At 70.1% G+C, this 17,360-nt stretch carries 13 protein-coding genes and 2 pseudogenes; 9 read left to right on the top strand and 6 right to left on the bottom strand.

The window, feature by feature from the left end:
• Positions 1 to 1,108, bottom strand: a 1,108-nt coding sequence (locus DI269_RS18380) for a glycosyltransferase family 2 protein (RefSeq protein ID WP_198667540.1), incomplete at its 3' end; no start/stop codon positions are given.
• A gap of 337 nt (positions 1,109 to 1,445) precedes the next feature.
• Here DI269_RS18380 and DI269_RS18375 point away from each other — a divergent pair.
• A complete protein-coding gene (locus DI269_RS18375; RefSeq protein ID WP_112138502.1) occupies positions 1,446 to 2,735 on the top strand; it encodes a nucleotide sugar dehydrogenase in 1,290 nt (429 codons plus the stop codon).
• Between the two features lie 176 nt (positions 2,736 to 2,911).
• Entirely contained in the window at positions 2,912 to 4,384 is a 1,473-nt protein-coding gene (locus DI269_RS18370; protein WP_198667539.1) for an AAA family ATPase, read from the top strand.
• Between the two features lie 102 nt (positions 4,385 to 4,486).
• On the opposite strand, the gene DI269_RS18365 is transcribed toward DI269_RS18370, so the two are convergent.
• Both DI269_RS18365 and DI269_RS18360 read right to left on the bottom strand, forming a co-directional pair.
• A complete protein-coding gene (locus DI269_RS18365) occupies positions 4,487 to 5,248 on the bottom strand; it encodes an ABC transporter permease (RefSeq protein WP_112138500.1) in 762 nt (253 codons plus the stop codon).
• Positions 5,249 to 5,250: 2 nt separating this feature from the next.
• Complete coding sequence (locus tag DI269_RS18360; RefSeq protein ID WP_112138498.1) at positions 5,251 to 6,219, bottom strand: ATP-binding cassette domain-containing protein; 969 nt, start codon at positions 6,217 to 6,219, stop codon at positions 5,251 to 5,253.
• Positions 6,220 to 6,348: 129 nt separating this feature from the next.
• Here DI269_RS18360 and DI269_RS18355 point away from each other — a divergent pair, with 129 nt between their 5' ends.
• The 3 genes from DI269_RS18355 to DI269_RS18345 all read left to right on the top strand — a co-directional run bounded on the left by DI269_RS18355 (position 6,349) and on the right by DI269_RS18345 (position 10,550).
• On the top strand, positions 6,349 to 7,023 hold the full coding sequence (locus DI269_RS18355; protein WP_112138496.1) for a PadR family transcriptional regulator: 675 nt from the start codon (positions 6,349 to 6,351) through the stop codon (positions 7,021 to 7,023).
• A 153-nt stretch (positions 7,024 to 7,176) separates the two neighbouring features.
• Positions 7,177 to 8,919 carry an acetyl/propionyl/methylcrotonyl-CoA carboxylase subunit alpha gene (locus DI269_RS18350; protein ID WP_112138494.1) on the top strand — a complete coding sequence of 581 codons (1,743 nt, stop codon included), beginning with the start codon at positions 7,177 to 7,179 and terminating at the stop codon, positions 8,917 to 8,919.
• A gap of 194 nt (positions 8,920 to 9,113) precedes the next feature.
• Entirely contained in the window at positions 9,114 to 10,550 is a 1,437-nt protein-coding gene (locus DI269_RS18345) for a GuaB1 family IMP dehydrogenase-related protein (protein ID WP_112138492.1), read from the top strand.
• 451 nt (positions 10,551 to 11,001) lie between these two features.
• On the opposite strand, the gene DI269_RS18340 is transcribed toward DI269_RS18345, so the two are convergent.
• A complete protein-coding gene (locus DI269_RS18340) occupies positions 11,002 to 11,649 on the bottom strand; it encodes a response regulator (RefSeq protein WP_232822807.1) in 648 nt (215 codons plus the stop codon).
• Positions 11,646 to 12,506, bottom strand: a complete 861-nt coding sequence (locus DI269_RS18335) for a sensor histidine kinase (protein ID WP_112138490.1) — start codon at positions 12,504 to 12,506, stop codon at positions 11,646 to 11,648. Before DI269_RS18335 ends, DI269_RS18340 begins: the two co-directional genes overlap by 4 nt.
• Positions 12,507 to 12,615: 109 nt before the next feature.
• On the opposite strand from DI269_RS18335, the pseudogene DI269_RS18330 reads away from it, so the two are divergent.
• From DI269_RS18330 to DI269_RS18320, 3 genes and pseudogenes are all read left to right on the top strand, one after another.
• A pseudogene (locus DI269_RS18330) lies at positions 12,616 to 13,266 on the top strand (ABC transporter ATP-binding protein); the annotation flags it as partial.
• 77 nt (positions 13,267 to 13,343) lie between these two features.
• Positions 13,344 to 14,099, top strand: coding sequence for an ABC transporter permease (locus DI269_RS18325; protein ID WP_112138486.1), 756 nt, complete (start codon positions 13,344 to 13,346; stop codon positions 14,097 to 14,099).
• 184 nt (positions 14,100 to 14,283) lie between these two features.
• Positions 14,284 to 15,288: an L-type lectin family protein gene (locus DI269_RS18320; RefSeq protein ID WP_157975077.1), complete on the top strand. Its 1,005-nt coding sequence runs from the start codon at positions 14,284 to 14,286 to the stop codon at positions 15,286 to 15,288.
• A 58-nt stretch (positions 15,289 to 15,346) separates the two neighbouring features.
• Here the strand turns inward: DI269_RS18320 and DI269_RS18315 are convergent, their stop codons facing one another.
• The gene (locus DI269_RS18315) at positions 15,347 to 16,732 is read right to left on the bottom strand and encodes an NAD(P)H-quinone dehydrogenase (protein WP_112138482.1); all 1,386 of its coding nucleotides are present in this window, start codon (positions 16,730 to 16,732) and stop codon (positions 15,347 to 15,349) included.
• Positions 16,733 to 16,840: 108 nt separating this feature from the next.
• Here DI269_RS18315 and DI269_RS18310 point away from each other — a divergent pair.
• Positions 16,841 to 17,230, top strand: a pseudogene (locus DI269_RS18310) (gamma-glutamylcyclotransferase); the annotation flags it as partial.
• Positions 17,231 to 17,360 lie beyond the last annotated feature (130 nt).

Below are 17,360 nucleotides of genomic sequence, written 5' to 3'. Positions count from 1 at the left end.
GGGTGGCGGCCGGGACCGTGGGCTCGGCGGCTCGCTCCGGCGGGCCGTCAAGCGGGGCCTCGGGCGCTGACGCCCGGGGGGCCGGCGCGCCGGCGTCCTTCGCGTCGCTGTTGCGCAGGCGCCGGGCCATCCGGTACACCTGCCTCAGGGCCTCGTAGCCGAGGTAGGCGCGGGCGGCGAGGAGCCGCTGCTTGAGCCCGGTGACGCCCGCGGCGGGGTGCCACAGGTCGCTGCCGGGGTGGTAGCGGCGGTACAGGGCCGAGGTGCGGCGGAAGAACTCGCGGCGCTTCTTCGGGTCGACGCGCTCAGTGTTGCCGATGACGAGCAGCAGGTGCCACACCATGTGGTTGAACAGGGCGGTGCGGACCCCGGCGTCCTCGACGTCCTCGAAGTCGTCCCAGACCCGCTGCCACTGCGTGAACACGTCGAAGTGCCGGTCGTCGCGGGTGCGGGTGATCGAGGACCCGGCCCGCTGGCGCCACTGGTAGCAGCATTCGGTGACGACCGCGATCCGCTCGGCGCGGCGCAGCAGCCCGTAGGTCCAGGGGATGTCGGTGTACCAGCCCGCGGGGAAGCCGAGGTCGATGCCGGTGAGGAACTCGCGGCGGGAGACCTTCGTCCACGGGGTGTGGGTGTAGTCGACGATGCGGGGCCACTCGGCGAGCGTGAAGCCGGTCAGGTCGGCGGGACTCTGGGCGGCGAGGTCGGCGAGTTCGCCGATCTCGACGACGCCGGTGTCGCGGACCTTCTCGTGCTGGACGAGGACCACGTCGGGGCGGGCCGGTCCCTCGACGGCGGCGAGCACGCGCTCGACGGCGCCGGGCTTGAGCTCGTCGTCGCCGTCCACGAACCACACGTAGTCGCCGGTCGCCTGGGCCAGACCGTGGTTGCGGGCCGGGCCCGAGCCCGCGTTCTGCGGGGTCGAGACGATCCGGATGCGGGGGTCCTCGGCGGCGAACCGCTCGGCCACGGCGCGCGAGCCGTCAGGGGAGCAGTCGTCGACCACCACGACCTCAAGCCGGTCTCCCCCGCCGACGATCGTCCGGAGGCAGCCGGCGAGGTACGCCTCGGCCTCATAGACGGGGATGACGATGCTCAAAGAGGGCATGCACTGATGGTAGCCCCAGGGGAACACCCGGGCCCGCCCCCGAATAGGACCCCGGTCACGCCGCGAGTCAGGTGAAACCGCATGTGAACGGCGGATTTCCGAGACGGGACCACGCCTGTTCCGCATGGGGCGAGTGCGTTCCGGGAATGGTGAACATTCGCCGATCAATCGGTGAACAGATCGCCGGATCGACAATTTCAGGGACATTAAATGACGAATGAATGAACGACCAGCCAACGGAATTTGACGTTTGCCCTGGTGGGGCACCTGGGCGTTGCCATTGCTAATCTCGGGGCACGCCCCTCGCGCACCCCGCCGATTCGCAAAGGACTCCACTGTGTCTGTCAACGACGTGGCATTCGAAGTCACCGGGACCCCGGTCGACCTGGTCGTCGTCGGCCAGGGCTACGTCGGCCTGCCCCTCGCGCAGGCCGCGACCGCCAAGGGCCTCACCGTGGTCGGCCTCGACCGCACGCAGTCCGTGGTCGACGCGCTCAACGCCGGGACCAGCCACATCGACGACATCGCCGACGCCGAACTCCGCGTGATGCTCGACCAGGGCTACACCGCGACCACCGACGCCTCGGTGCAGTCGCGCGCGAAGGCCATCGTCATCTGCGTGCCGACCCCGCTCGGCGAGGCCGGCGGGCCCGACCTGGCCGCCGTCATCGGCGCCTCCCGCGCCGCCGGGCAGCACCTCCAGCGCGGCGCGCTCGTCGTCCTGGAGTCCACGACCTACCCCGGCACCACCGAAGAGGTCGTCGCGCCGATCCTCGAAGAGGAGTCCGGGCTCACCGCGGGCGTCGACTTCTGCCTGGCGTTCTCCCCCGAGCGGGTCGACCCGGGCAACCCGGTCTACGGGATCGTCAACACCCCCAAGGTCGTCGGCGGCCTCACCCCCGAGTGCACCGCGGCCGCCACCGCGCTCTACTCCCGGTTCATCGACACCATCGTGGAGGCCAAGGGCCCGCGCGAGGCCGAGATGGCGAAGCTCCTGGAGAACACGTACCGGCACGTCAACATCGCGCTCGTCAACGAGATGGCGATCTTCTGCCGCGAACTCGGCGTGGACCTGTGGGACGCGATCGGGCTCGCCAAGACCAAGCCGTTCGGCTACCAGGCGTTCTACCCCGGCCCCGGCGTCGGCGGGCACTGCATCCCGATCGACCCGAACTACCTGTCCTACAAGGTCCGCACCCTCGGGTACCCGTTCCGGTTCGTGGAGCTCGCGCAGGAGATCAACAACCGGATGCCCGAGTACACGGTGAACCGGGCGATGGCCAAGCTCAACGACTCCGGCATCGCCCTCTCGCGCGCCCGGGTCCTCCTCCTCGGCGTCACCTACAAGCCCGACATCGCCGACCAGCGCGAATCCCCCGCGACCCCCGTGGGCCGCAAGCTCATCGAGGCCGGAGCCGAACTCGCCTACCACGACCCCCACGTCACCTCCTGGAACGTCGCCGGCCACGAGGTCGAACGCGTCGCCGACCTCGCCACCGCGAAGGCCGACCTCATCGTCCTCCTCACCAACCACGCCGAGTACACCCCCGACGCGCTCCCGGCGGGAGTCCCGGTCCTCGACACGAGAGGCGCACTCCGCGGCGTCGACGGCGTCGAGACGCTCTAGCCGCCCACTTACGGAAACCGCCGCGCCTCCGCGCGGCGGTTTTTCACTGCCCGCGGACCTGGTCCTGGATCGCGCGCATGGCTTCGTGGCCGGTTCGGCCAGCGATCGCCTCAGCCGCTGAACCTCGGGAAGTATACTTCCCGGAAGTATACTTCCCGAGAAATTGAGGCAGTGTCATGTTCGACAAGCCCGACGACATGTTCGACCGCGGCAGGGAGTGGGACGCGCTCACCGCGTTCGCGACGAGCGGGCAGGGCGGGGCCACCCTCGGGATCGTCTCGGGCAGACGCCGGCAGGGCAAGACCTTCCTGCTCGAAGCGCTCTGCGAAGCCACAGGCGGGTTCTACTTCGCCGCTGAGCAGGCATCCGAAGCCGAGTCCCTTCGGTACCTCGCGGCTGCTGTCGGCGAATTCACCGGATCCCCTCTGCCGATCGCCTTCAACGATTGGCGACAGGCCCTCGACGTGCTGCTGGCCCTGGGAAACGACCGGGAGATCCCGGTCGTCATCGATGAATTCCCGTACCTGGCGAAGTCGAGCCCGTCGCTCCCGTCGGTGATACAGGCGGCGTTCGCGCCCCGTCGGACCCAGCGGCGCGCCTCGCGGGCGCGGCTGCTGCTGTGCGGCTCCGCTCTCTCCTTCATGGGCTCGCTGCTGTCGGGTGCGGCACCACTGCGCGGCCGGGCGGGCCTGGAACTCGTCGTCCCCACGCTCGACTACCGGCTGGCCGCACGTTTCTGGGGCGTCCGCGACTCCCGGCTCGCGTTGCGGGTCAACGCCATCGTCGGGGGCACCCCGGCCTACCGGCGCGAGTTCGTCTCTGATGACGCGCCCGCCTCCCCCGAGGATTTCGACCCCTGGGTGCTGCGGACCGTACTCAACCCCGCGAGCCCGATGTTCAGGGAGGCACGCTACCTGCTGAGCGAGGAGCCGGGGCTGCGCGATCTGGGTCTGTACCACTCCGTGCTCGCCGCGGTGGCATTCGGCAACAGCACCGCGGGGGGCATCGCGACCTACGTAGGCCGCAAGAGCAGCGACATCACCCACCCGCTGTCGGTCCTTGAGGACAGCGGGCTGCTGCGACGCGAGACCGACGCGTTCCGCGCGAACCGCTCGCTGTACCGGATCGCCGAACCGCTCATCACCTTCTACCAGTCGATCATGCGGCCCGACTGGTCCGAGTGGGAGCACGGGCGCGACCCCGCCGGCCTGTGGGCGTCCTTGCGGCACCGCTTCGACGGCAACGTGCTCGGCCCGCACTTCGAAGAGGTATGCCGTTCATGGTCGACGCGATACGCACCCGAGTCCGCGTTCGGGGGGCGGGTGAGACGGGTCGCCTCCGGCACGGTCAACGATCCCGAGCACAGGACTCAGCACGAGGTGGACCTCGCGGTGTTCGGAACCGCCGATGACGGACGCGAGGTGCTGCTGGCGATCGGAGAGGCGAAATGGAACGAGGTGATGGGCGCCGGGCACCTCGAACGGCTCCGCAGGATCCGCGACCTCCTGGCCGCGAGCGGCAGGACGGACCCCACGCGGACCAGGTTGGCCCTGTTCAGCGGCGCCGGCTTCGCACCAGCGCTCGATGCCCCGGCAGCCGACGGGGAAGTCGTCCTCATCGGCCTGGAGGAGCTCTTCGGCACCGGGTAGCGCCGACCGGCGCGGGCCCGAAGCACCCGCGGCGCACGGGAACCGCCGCGGACCTCTCGGTCCGCGGCGGTTCCCGGTTTCCTGGTGTATCAAGCCACGTGTCTAAGCCACGGCGCGGGCGAACTTGCGGGTCGCCCACCAGACGAGCAGGATCGTGAGGGCCCCGAGGATGACGGGGGCCTGCCACACGTACGAGCTCTCCAGGTTCCCGGCGAACAGCTCGCGGGAGGCCTGGACGGCGTAGTAGAACGGGTTGAAGTCGGCGACGTTCTGGAGCCAGGCCGGGGCCATGACCATCGGCAGCATGATGCCGGAGATGAGCATGATCGGCTGGACCAGCGTGTTGATCACCGGCGCCATCGCGTCCTCGCTCTTGAGGACGATCGCGAGGCCGAGCGAGACGGCCGCGAGCATGAACGCGGTGAGCATGACGATGAGCAGCATCAGGGCCACGCCCGGCCAGTAGACGTCGAGCTTCCCGGTCAGGGCCGCCAGCAGCACCAGCGCCAGCGACTGGAACACCGTCGTCGTCACGGTGGACAGGGTGCGGCCGAGCATGAGCGCGACCCGGCTGACCGGGGTGACGCGCATGCGCTCGATGACGCCCTGGCGCAGCTCGGCGATGAGGCCGAAGCCGACGAACGCGGAGCCGAAGAGCGCCATCATGATGATCAGGCCGGGCACGAACGTCTCCATCGCGCCGTTCTCGAACCCGGGCATGCCGTCCATCGGTTCGAGGAGCGGGGCGAACAGGAACAGGAAGTAGATCGGCTGGACCAGCATGACGATGAGCCAGACCGGCTGCTTCAGGTTGAGCTTCATGGCCCGGGAGTAGACGAGCCAGGTATCGCGGAGCACCTTCACGGCTACTTCTCCTCTCGCAGGGACCGGCCGGTCTGCTTCAGGAAGACGTCGTCGAGGCTCGGCCGGTGCAGCTCGATGGAGGCCGGGGAGACGCCGGCGCCGTCGAGGGCGCGCAGCAGCTCGGGGAGCGCCGAGGCGCCGTCGTCGACGTAGAGGCGCAGGATCGCGACCCCGGTGGCCGGGTCGGGCTCGCCGGACTCGACCTCGCGGACGAAGTCCTTGGCGGCGAACAGGTCCCGGGCCTCGGAGGCGCGGTCGGCGACACCGACGGCGACGACGTCCCCGGCGACCTCCTTCTTGAGTTCGAGCGGGGTGCCCTCGGCGACGATCTCGCCGTGGTCGATGATCGCGAGCCGGTCGCACAGGGCGTCGGCCTCGTCGAGGTAGTGCGTGGTCAGAAAGATCGCGGTGCCCCTCTCGCGCAGGGCCCGCACCTCGTCCCACATGTGGGCGCGCGACTGCGGGTCGAGGCCGGTGGTCGGCTCGTCCAGGAACAGCAGCTTCGGCTCGTGCATGATGCCGAGCGCGATGTCGAGGCGGCGCTTCTGGCCGCCGGAGTAGGTCTTGACGTTGCGGTCGGCGTACTCGGCGAGCTGGAACGACTCCAGCACCTCGGCGGCGCGGGCCTGCGAGCGCTTCTTCGACATGCCGTAGAGGCGGCCCTGCATGACGAGCTCCTCGCGGGCGGTGACCTCGCCCCAGGTGCCGCCGGCCTGGCCGACGTAGCCGATGTCGCGGCGGACCTTCCCGGCGTCGCGGGCCAGGTCGTGGCCGCAGACGACGGCGTGGCCCTCGGTGGGCTCGATGAGCGTCGAGAGCATCCGCATCGTGGTGGTCTTTCCGGCGCCGTTGGGGCCGAGGAGGCCGAAGACCTCCCCTTCCTTCACGGCGAGGTCGACGCCGCGCACGGCCTCGACCTCCTTGCCGCGGGACTTGAAGGTCTTCTTCAGCCCCCTGGTCTCGATGAGCATTGGTACCTCACGGGTTTTGGTGAACCTGTTTCCTTGTTCAACTTTGACTATATACACGCCCCTGAGACGGTCGCAACTCGGTTTCCATGCCCGGCCCGCTATAGTCAACGGCGGAGTAATATTGCCTGCATGTGGAGCACGCGCTTGCTTGTACTCGGCCTGGTCCGGTGGCTCGGCCCCGTCCACGGCTACCTGGTCCGCCGGGAGCTGGACTCGTGGCGGCTGCCGGGGGTGTCCGAGATCGGCGCGGGATCGATCTACCACGCGCTCAAGCGGCTCACCGCCGACGGCGCGATCGAGGTCGTCGGCACCGAGTCGGTCGACGCGCGCCCCGCGCGCACGACGTACAGGATCACCGCCTCGGGCGAGACCGAGTTCCAGCGGACCCTGCGCGAGAAGCTGTGGGAGGTCTCGGCCTCGGACGACCCGTTCCACACGGCGTGGACGTTCGCGCAGGTCCTCACCCCGGCCGAGAACATCGCGATGCTCAGACAGCGCGCCGAGACGCTGTACGGGCGCGTCGAGATGGTGACGCAGGTGCTCGCGTCGACCACGTCGGACTTCAAGGAGGCGAACGAGGAGGCGTTCCTCCCCGCCCACGCGCGGGCGATGATCAAGCGCCAGGCCGACCTGTGGGCGGTCGACGCCGAGTGGTGCGAGGACACGGCCGGGCGCATCGAGTCCGGCGACCTCGTCCTCGAACCCGACCTCGATGCGGACCACGCGAAGTACTGGCGCGAGTCCATCAGCAGCGACCGGTTCGTGGAGCGGGTCGCGATGTTCCGCGAGGGCCTCGAATCGTGACGCCCTGAACGATCGTTTAACAGATCACGCTAAAAAATCCACAACCGGTCTTGTGGAGACCCGCCAAAGAACGCCCGGTTCATGCCGTTTCTTCCGGGCACTGTGAGTCGCCGTCCGCCCGGTCCCGGATACGCGGCCACTACACTGCGGGACGTGCGCAAGGTTTTGATCGCCAACCGCGGCGAGATCGCAGTGAGAGTCATCCGGGCCTGCCGTGACGCCGGCTTCGAGTCCGTCGCCGTCTACGCCGACGGCGATCGCGATGCCCCCCACACCCTCCTGGCCGACGAGGCCTTCGCCCTCGACGGCCTCACGGCCGCCGACACCTACCTGCGGATCGACAAGCTGATCCGGATCGCGCAGCGGTCCGAGGCCGACGCCGTGCACCCCGGGTACGGGTTCCTCTCCGAGAACGCCGAGTTCGCCCAGGCCGTCATGGACGCCGGGCTGACCTGGATCGGGCCCACCCCGCAGTCCATCAGGGACCTCGGCGACAAGGTCACCGCGCGCCACCTCGCCATGAAGGCGAACGTGCCGCTCGTGCCCGGCACGAAGGACCCGGTGCAGGACGCCGCCGAGATCACCGCGTTCGCCGACGAGCACGGCCTGCCCGTCGCGATCAAGGCCGCCTTCGGCGGCGGCGGCCGCGGCCTCAAGGTCGCCCGCACCCGCGAGGAGATCCCCGACCTGTTCGAGTCCGCGGTCCGCGAGGCCGAGGCCGCGTTCGGGCGCGGCGAGTGCTTCGTCGAGCGCTATCTCGACCGGCCCCGCCACGTCGAGGCCCAGGTCCTGGCCGACACGCACGGCAACGTCATCGTCGTCGGCACCCGCGACTGCTCGCTCCAGCGCCGCCACCAGAAGCTCGTCGAGGAGGCGCCCGCGCCGTTCCTCACCGACGAGCAGCGCGCCGTGATCCACAACGCCGCCAAGGCCATCTGCAAGGAGGCCGACTACCACGGCGCCGGGACCGTGGAGTTCCTCGTCGCCGTCGACGGCACCATCTCCTTCCTCGAAGTGAACACCCGCCTCCAGGTCGAGCACCCCGTCTCGGAGGAGACCAGCGGCCTCGACCTGGTGCGCGAGCAGTTCCGCATCGCCTCCGGCGAGGCCGTCGCGCTCACCGAGGACCCCGCGCCGCGCGGGCACTCGATCGAGTTCCGCATCAACGGCGAGGACCCCGGCCGCGGGTTCCTGCCCGCCCCGGGCGCGGTCACGAAGCTGCGCCTCCCGGCCGGGCCGGGCGTGCGCGTCGACACCGGCATCGAGGAAGGGTCCGTCATCGACGGGAACTTCGACTCGCTGCTGGCCAAGGTCATCGTCACCGGCGCCACCCGCGAGGAGGCCCTGCGCCGTTCCGCGCGGGCGCTCGCCGAGATGGAGGTCGAGGGCATCGCGACGGTGCTCCCGTTCCACCGCCTCGTGGTCGAGGACCCGGCGTTCGCCGAGGACTTCACCGTCCACACCCGCTGGATCGAGACCGAGTGGGAGAACACGCTCGAACCGTTCAACGCGGGGGCGGGAGCGAACGGCGAGGCCGAGGAGCGCACCAGCCTCGTCGTCGAGGTCGGCGGGAAGCGCCTGGAGGTGTCGATCCCGGCCGGGCTGCTCAACCCGGTGGCGTCGAGCAAGCCGAAGAAGCGCGCCGCGAAGAAGCAGGCCGACGGCGGGCCCGCCATCGGCGGCGACTCGCTGCCCTCGCCGATGCAGGGCACGATCGTCAAGGTCGCGGTCGCCGACGGCCAGTCCGTGGTCAAGGGCGACACGATCGTGGTCCTGGAGGCCATGAAGATGGAGCAGCCGATCGAGGCCCACAAGTCGGGCACGATCTCGGGCCTGGAGGTCGCCATCGGCGACGTCGTGGCGGCCGGGGCGCCGATCTGCCAGATCTCGGAGTAGTCAAGGGGCCCGGTGACAAGATCCCGTAACGGATCTGTCGGGTGCAAGACTTACAGGCGACCTCCGAAAGAGGGACAATTGACGTTGCTGTGCGTAGCACCACAAGCACTGCTGCCGACGACCGAAATCGGGTTAGGGTTCCCGGCGGCGGACGTCTCCGCCCGACCCGAACCACTCCCTACAGGGGGCCTGCCATGCGCTTCATCGACGGAACACCCGAGCACGATCTCACCTACTCTGACGTGTTCATGGTCCCCAACCGGTCGAACGTCGCCTCGCGGCTCGACGTCGACCTGTCGACCGGCGACGGCACCGGCAACACGATCCCGATCATCGCGGCGAACATGACCGCGGTCTCGGGCCGGCGCATGGCCGAGACGCTCGCCCGCCGCGGCGCGCTCGCCGTCATCCCCCAGGACATCCCCGTCGACGTCGTCGCCGACGTCATCGCCCGCGTCAAGTCCCGCCCCCTCGACTGCGACGCGGCCCTGACCCTCCCGCCGACCGCCACGGTCGCCGAGGCGATCGCGCTGTTCCCCAAGCGCGCCCACGGCGCCGTCATCGTCATCGACTCCGAGCGCCGCCCCCTCGGCGTGGTCACCGAGGCCGACTGCCGCGGCGTCGACCGCTTCACCCAGCTGGAGCAGGTCGCCTCCGACCGCCTCGTGACCCTCCCGATCGGGACCTCCGAGGCCGAGGCGTTCCGCACCCTCGAAGAGGCGAACGTGAAGCTCGCCCCCGTCCTCGACGCCGAGGGCCGCCTCCACGGCGTCATCACCCGCGCCGGCGCCCTGCGCAACACCATCTACCGGCCCAACACCGACGCCGACGGGAAGCTCCGCGTCGCCGTCGCCATCGGCATCAACGGCGACGTCACCGGCAAGGCCGCGGCCCTCGTCGAGGCCGGCGCCGACGTCATCGTCGTCGACACCGCCCACGGCCACCAGGAGAAGATGCTCGACGCCCTCAAGCTCGTCCGCGACGCCGCCCCGGGCCTGCCGATCGCGGCCGGGAACGTCGTCACCGCCGAGGGCGCCATGGACCTCATCAACGCGGGCGCCGACATCGTCAAGGTCGGCGTCGGCCCCGGCGCGATGTGCACCACCCGCATGATGACCGGCGTCGGCCGCCCCCAGTTCTCCGCGGTCCTCGAATGCGCCGCCACCGCCCGCCGCATGGGCCGCCACGTCTGGGCCGACGGCGGCGTCCGCCACCCGAGGGACGTCGCCCTCGCCCTCGCCGCCGGCGCCTCCAACGTCATGATCGGCTCCTGGTTCGCCGGCACCCACGAGTCGCCCGGCGACATGCACTACGACGCCAACGGCAAGCCCTACAAGGAGTCCTTCGGCATGGCCTCGGCCCGCGCCGTCAAGGCCCGCAGCGCCGGCGAGACCTCCTTCGACCAGGCCCGCAAGGCCCTGTTCGAAGAGGGCATCTCCACCGGCCGCATGTACCTCGACCCCCAGCGCCCCGGCGTCGAGGACCTCCTCGACTCGATCATCGCCGGCATCCGCTCCGCCGCCACCTATGCCGGCGCGACCACCCTCGAAGAGTTCCACGAACGAGCCGCCATCGGAGTCCAGTCCGCCGCCGGCTACACCGAGGGCGCTCCGGTTCCGAGCAGCTGGTAAGCCGCCAAGCGAAGTCGCTGATGCGCCGCGCCGGTGCGCCATCCGGCAGGATCGCAGGGTCGCTTAGGTTGTCTGCCTCTGAGTTAAGCCGCGGGCACCCGCTGTGAGGCGGGTGCCCGCGGTGTTCCTCGCGAGGTGTCCGGCAGGAGCCGAGCGCGGGTGCACCCGCGCTCGGTCTTCGGGGGCGGCCCCCGGGGTTTCCCACATTCGCCGCCAGTCCTGCCGGGACCGGTCCGCCGCTCCGCACTTCCACCACCACCGGCGGAGCAGACGTTTTTTCTCTACTAACTTTCACAGGTCCGGGATGAACTGCCAAGGTTTGTTTTTCGGCCTGTGGATAACTCTGGGCGTTTTGCTCGGTTCGCATGCCTCAAGCTTGGCATTTGGTGGCTTGAGTGGCCAGGATTGGTTTCTTGCCTGTGGATAACTCGGTGGTCGGGTGCGGGCACCCTCAGCCTGTTGCGTCTCTGGCCAGGAGCGCTGCTTGGACTCGGTTGGTGCAGTCGAGTTTTGCTAGGACCCGGCTTACGTAGGTTTTTACGGTTGCTTCGCTCATGTGGGCTCGGGCGGCTATCTCTGCGTTTGAGAGGCCTTCTGCCAGGAGGTTCAGGACTTCGCGTTCCCTGGCCGCGAGCTTCGCGACCTTTGCCGCCGCGTCTCGGCGGCGCGGGGCCGATTCTGGGGCTACTAGGCCTAGGACCATTCGGGTTACTACGGGCGACAGGTAGGCCTCGCCTGCGGCTACGGCTCGGACTGCGGTTATCAGTTCTTCTGGGGTGCAGGTCTTCAGGACGAAACCTGCCGCGCCGCGTTCGACCGCAGCGAGCACGTTTTCTTGGTCGCCGAACGACGTGAGTACCAGGGCTCGCGTTCCCTGTCGGAGGCGATCTACTACCTCCAGGCCTCCCAGGCCCGGCATGTGCAGGTCGATCAGTGCCACATCGGGGCGGGTCCGCTCCGCTTCGGCGAGTGCATCGCGTCCGTTGTGGGCGGTCGCCACCACTGCGAAGCCGGCCGCTTCGAGGACCGTGCGGACCCCTTCGACCACCAGCGGCTCGTCGTCGGCGATGAGCACCTTGGTCCGGCGCGCGATCTTCACTGGACCCCCGCGACCGAGCTGAGCGGCACCAGGACCAGCAGCAGCACCAGGGTCGCGAACGCGGCCGCGCGCACGCGCGGCGCGACCCGCGCCGCCGCAGCACGGGGCAACATGGCGCTCAAGCGGAACCGACCGTCTTCGACCCGGTGGTCGAGCAGCCCCCCGGCGGCGTCGACGCGTTCGCGCAGGCCCGTCAAGCCGTGCCCGCCCGCGAGCGCGGCGGGCGCGGCGTCGGGAAGGTCGTTCTCGACCGAGACCAGCAGTGCGTCTTCCTCCCAGGTCACCGCAGCAGTCACGAGGGTCCCAGGGGCGTGCTTCGCGGCGTTTGCCAGGCCTTCTTCGAGGACCGCGTAGGCCGCCCGGGAGCCCGCAGCGGGGAACGGGCCCACCTCGCCTCGCTGGTGCAGATCCACATTGACACCGCTCTCGATGAACTTGGCCGCGAGCGATGCCGCCGCTCCATTGTCGAAGTCAAGGCCGGTCTCTTCACCGCCTCGCAGCACCGCGACCAGGCCGTGGAGGTCTTCGACCGCGCCTCGGACCGAGTCGCCGACGCGCCGGGCCTCGGCGCGGCGCTCCGGGTCGGTCTCGCGGACCTCAAGGGCGGCGGCCTGGACGGCGGCGAGGCCGAGGCGGCGGCCGATGCGGTCGTGCATGTCGCGGGCGAGGCGGAGGCGTTCGCGGTGGACGGCGGCCTCGCGTTCGCGTTCGGCGCGGCGGAAGCGCTGCCAGAGGGCGACGACCACGGCAGCGGCGAGCAGAGCGAGGACGCCGGCGGGGACCGGCCCGGTCGGGAGCATCGCGAACACGGCGAATTCGACCAGGACGACCGCGACCGCCGCGAAGAGACCTCTCATGGGGCCAGCGTACGCACCGCCCGCCGCGCCCGGCCGTTCACTTTCGTCGCCGGAACCAGCGACCTTCGGCGACTATGGTCGCGCCCTTCGGAATCCATACGGTGGCCGCGTGATCGAAGTCCACAACCTGACCAAGCGGTATCGCGGCGGCACGGCCGTCGACGACCTCACCTTCACCGTGGAGCCGGGCCGCGTCACCGGCTTCCTCGGACCCAACGGCGCGGGCAAGTCCACCACTATTCGCATGATCCTCGGCCTCGACCGGCCTACGGCTGGAACTGCGCTCATCGGCGGGAAGCCCTATTCGGCGCTTCACCGGCCGCTGACGGCGGTCGGTGCGCTCCTGGAGGCTTCCGCCCTGCACCCGACCCGCACCGCCCGCGAGCACCTGCGCTGGCTCGCCCGCAGCAACGGGCTCGGCGAGCGGCGCATCGCCGAAGTCCTGGAGGAGACCGGGATGTCCGCGGCGGCCTCCAAGCGCGCCCACACCCTGTCCCTCGGCATGAAGCAGCGCCTCGGGGTCGCCGCGGCGCTGCTCGGGGATCCGGAGGTGCTGATCCTCGACGAGCCGGTGAACGGCCTCGACCCCGAGGGCGTGATCTGGATCCGGAACCTCGCGAAGCGGCTCGCGGGCGAGGGCCGGACGGTGCTCGTGTCGAGCCATCTCATGTCGGAGATGGCCCTGACGGCCGCGCACCTGGTGGTGATCGGGCGCGGGCGCCTGCTCGCCGACCTGCCGACGGAGGAGTTCGTGTCCGCGAACGACGGTTCGAACCTGGAGGAGGCGTTCATGCGGTTGACGGGTGCGTCGGTCGAGTTCCGGTCGGGAGGTCCGCGATGAGCGCGTTCGCGCAGGCGGCCTCGGCCGAGTGGGTGAAGATCCGGTCGGTGCGGTCCACAGTGGTGACGCTGGGGCTGTTCGCGGTCGTCGCGGTCGGCCTGAGCTGGCTGATCGCCCGCGGGTTCAGTCCGGGCGGCCCGGAGACGGACGCGGTCCTCCCGGTGTTCTTCGCACTGCTGACCGGGCAGCTCGTGCTGGTGACGTTCGCGGTCGCGACCGTCGGGTCGGAGTTCTCGACCGGCACGATCCGGGCGTCGCTGGCGGCGGTGCCGTCGCGGGGCCGGCTGTACGCCGCGAAGATGACCGCGGTCGGGCTCACGATCGCCGCCGCGGCGCTCGTGGTGGAGGCCGCGGTGTTCGGGCTCGTCCGGCTGGTGATCGGCGACGGCGCCGCTCCGCTGGACGAGTGGTGGACGATCCAGGCGCTGCTGGGCGGCTGGATCCACCTGACGCTGCTCAGCGTGTTCACCGCGGCCGTCGCGGTCATGCTGCGCAGCACCGTCCTCACGCTGTCGATCCTGCTGCCGGTGCTGTTCCTCGGCTCGCAGGGCCTGGGGAACATCGACACGATCCGCCCCGTGGCGCAGTACCTGCCCGACCAGGTCGGCATGGTGATCATGCACCTGACGGTGCCGGGCGACCCGCGCTTCGGGCGCGACTACGGCCCCTGGGAGGGGATCGCGATCCTGGTCCTGTGGACCGCGGCGGCGCTCATCGGCGGGTGGATCGCCATGCGCCGCAGGGACGCCTGAACGGCGGTGCGGGACGACTCGGAGCCGTCCCGCACCCATGTGGACCGTCCCCATTTGAGGGAAGATCCCACATTTACACAGTGTTCTCATATAGCTTCGCTCTGTAGTCGGCCTGCGTTTCGGGGGCCGTCAAGTTCAGCGGGCGCGGCAGTGCCGGCCCGCTCGACGGAACGAAGGAGCACCAGTGAAACGCATGGCCATCCTCGGCGCGGGCTCGATGCTGCTCGCCGCCGCGCTCGCCGCCCTCCCCGCGACCGCCGGGGCCCAGGCCGCCGCGGAGGAGCAGAAGGTCCTGCTGGTGAACGCGCCGTTCACCGGCAAGGGCGACAACCTCCCGCCCGAGGCGATCTCGCTGAACGCCTGCCTGACCGCCGCGACGGAGCTCAAGGGCGTCAACGAGTTCGACTCGTGCGCCGACCAGAACATCGGGCCGGTCCCCGAGTCGGGCAAGTCGCCCGGGTTCCTCCAGCTCACCGACGCCGGCCAGTACGACGCGGGCGCGGCGATCTACGACAAGGCCCTGGTGAACGAGGGCGGCATCGAGGTCACGTTCGCGCAGTACCAGTACGGCGGCACCCACGCCGACGGGATCTCGTTCTTCCTCGTCGACGGCGAGACCAACCTCGAAGCGGCGGGCGCGTTCGGCGGCAGCCTCGGCTACGCCCAGAACACCAACCGGCCCGGCGTCGCCGGCGGCTACCTCGGCCTCGGCCTGGACGCGTGGGGCAACTTCTCGGCCGACACCGAGGGCCGCGGCCAGGGCTGCCCCGAGGACTACCAGGCGCCCGACTACCTCCAGGTCCCGCTCAACCGGGCCCCGGACAACGTGGCCCTGCGCGGCCCCGGGAACGGCTACGAGGGCTACTGCCTGCTGGCGACGACCGCCACCAGCGAGAAGATCGGCTCGTACAAGTACGGCGACATCTACGGGACCGACTTCAAGGACACGCTGAGCACCGCGACGTTCGAGGACGCCAAGCGCCTCGTCAAGCTCAAGATCAGCGACGGGAGGCACCCGACGGTCACCGTCGACATCGACTTCCTCAACGGCGACGGCTGGGAGCGCATCCTGGAGACCACCATGCCGTTCCCGGCGCCCGACACGTTCAAGATCGGGTTCGCCTCCTCGACCGGGCGCGCCACCGACGTCCACCTGATCCGCCACCTGCGGGTCGAGACCTTCGAATAGCGCGACCGCAAGCGAAGAGGGGCCCGCGCCTTCCCGGCGCGGGCCCCTTGCTGCGCGTCTAGAACTCCATGAGCTGGCGGGCGGCCTCGGCCACCGAGCCCGACAGCGACGGGTAGATCGTGAACGTCCGGGCCACCTGCTCGACGGTGAGCCGCTGCTCCACCGCGAGCGCGATCGGCGTGATGAGCTCGGAGGCGCGGGAGCCGACCACGACGCCGCCGGCGACGATCCCCGAGGACTTCCACGCGAACAGCTTCACGAAGCCCTCGGTGCGGTCGAGCATCTTCGCGCGCGGGTTCGACGCGAACGGCAGCAGCACCCCGCGGCAGTCCACTTTGCCCGAATCGACGTCGGCCTGGGTGACGCCGACCGAGGCCAGCTCGGGGTCGGTGAACACGTTCGCGGCGACGTGCGCGAGCTTGATGGGGCGCACGGCCTCGCCGAGGGCGTGCCAGATCGCGATGCGGCCCTGCATGGCCGCGACGGAGGCGAGGGCGTGGATGCCGGTGACGTCGCCGGCGGCGTACACGCCGGGGACGTTGGTGCGCGAGACCTTGTCGACGGGGATGAACCCGCGCTCGTCGATCGTGATCCCGTAGGCGTGCAGGCCGAGGTTGTCGGAGTTGGGGATCGAGCCGACGCAGATGAGGGCGTGGCTGCCCTCGATGACGGTGCCGTCGTCGAGTTCGACCTCAACGCCGGTGTCGGTGCGGCGGGCGGCGGCGGCGCGGGAGTGGTTGCGCACGTCCATGCCGCGGCGCACGAACACGCGCCCGACGGTCTCGGCGGCCTCGGCGTCCTCGTGGGGCATGACGCGGTCGCGCGAGGAGATCAGCGTGACCTCGGAGCCCATGGCGAGGTACGCGGAGGCGAACTCGGCGCCGGTGACGCCCGAGCCGACGACGATGAGGTGCTCGGGGAGCTCCTTGAGGTCGTAGAGCTGGCGCCAGGTGAGGATGCGCTCGCCGTCGACGGGCGCGGAGGTGAGGGTGCGGGGGGTGGCGCCGGTGGCGATGAGGACGACGTCGGCGTCGGTGTCGAACGGTTCGCCTTCGAGGGGGACGACGTGGAGTTCGTGGAGGTAGTTGTAGCCCTTGTCGACGCGCAGGGCGCCGCGCCCGTAGACGATGTTCACGCCCTGGTTGACGAGCTTCTGGGCGATGTCGGCGGACTGCTGGGTGGCGAGGCGGCGCACCCGGCCGTTGACGGCGACGGGGTCGGTGGTGGCCTCTTTGGCCGCCACGCCGAGCTCGGCGGATTCGTGGATCTCGGTGAGCACGTTGGACGCCGCGATGAACGTCTTGGAGGGGACGCAGTCGGAGAGGACGCAGGCCCCGCCGGCCCCTGTGGCCTCGATGAGGGTGACTTCGGCGCCGAGCTGGGCCGCCACGAGGGCGGCCTCGTACCCGGCCGGTCCTCCGCCGATGATCGCTACTCGTGCCACGGGGCGCGCCTTTCGGTGTTCGGGATGCTTCTGTGCGGGCTGGTTTAAGGGTATCTTCGAGTCGTGCATCTCTATGCCGCGTATGGCTCGAATCTCGACCCTGCCCGCATGCGCGCGACCTGCCCGCGCTCGCCGCTGGTCGGCACGGGCTGGCTGGAGGGCTGGCGACTGACCTTCGGCAACGCCGACATGGGCGCGGAGTCGGCGGTCGCCACCGTGGTCGAAGCGCCCGGTGAGCGCGTGTTCGTGTCGCTCTACGACCTGGACCCGGCCGACCTCCAGGTCCTCGACGAGCTGGAGGGCTTCAACTCCCAGCTGTACCGCAAGATGAACACCCAGGCCGCGACGCTGGAGGCGAACCGGCAGGTGTGGCTGTACGTCTTCGAGGGCTTCGAGGGCGGCCTGCCGAGCCAGTGGTACCTGGACGAGATCCTCCGCGCCGCCGAGGCCGCGGGCGCCCCGCAGGACTACGTGGAGACCCTCCGCAAGCGCCCGACCGCCGAGTTAGACGGATTGTCGGCCCCGCCGGATACGGTTCGGATAGGGGCGCTTCGAATGTCCGATTTGCCCGGACACTCCGTTCACATTCTTCTGAAGCGGTAAGTGAAGGGGGCCGGCGCTTCGCGCC

The sequence above is a fragment of the Glycomyces dulcitolivorans genome (assembly GCF_003265355.1).
Classification (GTDB): domain Bacteria; phylum Actinomycetota; class Actinomycetes; order Mycobacteriales; family Micromonosporaceae; genus Glycomyces; species Glycomyces dulcitolivorans.
The sequence above is the reverse complement of the archived record's forward strand: the minus strand, read 5'-3'. Positions and strand labels throughout refer to the sequence as shown.

Bases quoted from the DNA above. Each gene is read 5' to 3' on its own strand.
- DI269_RS18370 (WP_198667539.1), top strand. From the start codon at position 2,912: ATGTTCGACAAGCCCGACGACATGTTCGACCGCGGCAGGGAGTGGGAC.
- DI269_RS18360 (WP_112138498.1), bottom strand. From the start codon at position 6,219: ATGCTCATCGAGACCAGGGGGCTGAAGAAGACCTTCAAGTCCCGCGGC.
- DI269_RS18355 (WP_112138496.1), top strand. From the start codon at position 6,349: ATGTGGAGCACGCGCTTGCTTGTACTCGGCCTGGTCCGGTGGCTCGGC.
- DI269_RS18345 (WP_112138492.1), top strand. From the start codon at position 9,114: ATGCGCTTCATCGACGGAACACCCGAGCACGATCTCACCTACTCTGAC.
- DI269_RS18335 (WP_112138490.1), bottom strand. From the start codon at position 12,506: ATGAGAGGTCTCTTCGCGGCGGTCGCGGTCGTCCTGGTCGAATTCGCC.
- DI269_RS18325 (WP_112138486.1), top strand. From the start codon at position 13,344: ATGAGCGCGTTCGCGCAGGCGGCCTCGGCCGAGTGGGTGAAGATCCGG.